This window comes from Cronbergia sp. UHCC 0137, from assembly GCF_034932285.1.
GTDB lineage: Bacteria > Cyanobacteriota > Cyanobacteriia > Cyanobacteriales > Nostocaceae > Cronbergia.
In genome coordinates, this window is the sequence record NZ_JAYGHC010000017.1 from 69,362 (window position 1) to 70,677 (window position 1,316).

At 39.6% G+C, this 1,316-nt stretch carries 1 protein-coding gene; it reads right to left on the reverse strand.

Translation table 11 applies throughout. The features are described from left to right. Window positions 1-255: 255 nt before the first annotated feature. The gene (locus VB711_RS10795; protein WP_323285962.1) at window positions 256-1,044 is read right to left on the reverse strand and encodes a Nif3-like dinuclear metal center hexameric protein; all 789 of its coding nucleotides are present in this window, start codon (window positions 1,042-1,044) and stop codon (window positions 256-258) included. Between the last annotated feature and the right edge of the window lie 272 nt (window positions 1,045-1,316).

Consider the following 1,316-nt stretch of genomic DNA (forward strand, 5'->3'; position numbering starts at 1 on the left):
AGTTGATAACATTTAGTCGCCAGAACTTGATGCAGCAAGCCTTCTGATTCAACACTCAGACATCCAGTTTGAAAAGCAGATTCAATAAGTGTACGAATCATGGCAGATAGGACATAGGATATGATTAATCACTGCCAGTCTCCACTACTTCTGCTTGAACTATGTTGATATGAAACAGTAATTGATTGTGATTTTAATAATGTAATTTTGTGATCTGAGTCACAATTATAAAATCAAAGTATGCCGTGGGAAGTATTAAGGTAAAAACTGGCGGAAATCTTCATCTTGTTGGCTGAGTTGTACCCAATTTAAATTCAGAGATTGAAACTTTTGTACTAGGCGATCGCACGCGGGGCGTTCAGTGGCATAATGGCCAGCATCAATTAAAATTAGATGGCGATCGCGACTTTCTTGGAACTGATGGAACTTACAATCAGAAGTTAGGTAAACTTGAGCGCCTGTTTTCACCACTTCAGAAATATAACCCGCACCAGAACCGCCTAAAACTGCTACCCGTGAAATTTCCTGTTGTAAATTGTCCGTGGGGGAAAAAATCAGTTTGGGGGGATTTAGTCGAGTTTGAATAGTTGCGAGTAAATTTTGTAACGTCAAAGCTGGTTTGAGATTTCCCACCCTTCCATAACCTAAACCTTGTTGAGTCGGGACAATGGGTGATACATCTGTTAATTCTAGAATTTGCGCCAAAACATCTGCTGTCCCATCTTCTACTTGATCAAAATTAGTATGGGCGCTGTAGATGCCGATTTTATGAGTAAAAGCTAAACGTACCATTTCCGTCAATGGTTCTCCAGTCTGTAGAGATTTGACAGGATAGAAAATTAGGGGATGGTGGGCAAAAATTAGATTAGCATGGAGAGTAATAGCTTCTTCCATCACCGCTAAAGTAGGAGTCAAACACACCAACACTCGCGCATCTTCATTTAACACACCCGGTTCAATTTGCCAACCGCAATTATCCCACTTTTCACACCAACTGGGATTAGCATAAACTGTAAACCGGTTAATTAAATCAGCTATTTTCATAGATTTTTGAGCTAGACAATTTCTTGGTTTTTATATTTTAAATGTCATATATCCGCTTCTAATTTTGACTCCTGACTCCTGCTCCTGACAAGGATAGGTTTTTAATTTGGGTGTGATTTGACACTCTCAAACAAAATTTTACCCCTGGGTCAAAGCACCAGATTACGTTCTTGAGTGACAAACTAGAGTGAAAAAGTTGAGTTTTCAACCAACGGAAAAACACCATTTCAACGGCTTTTGTAAAATACTTACACCTGTCAGGGCAGGGGAGG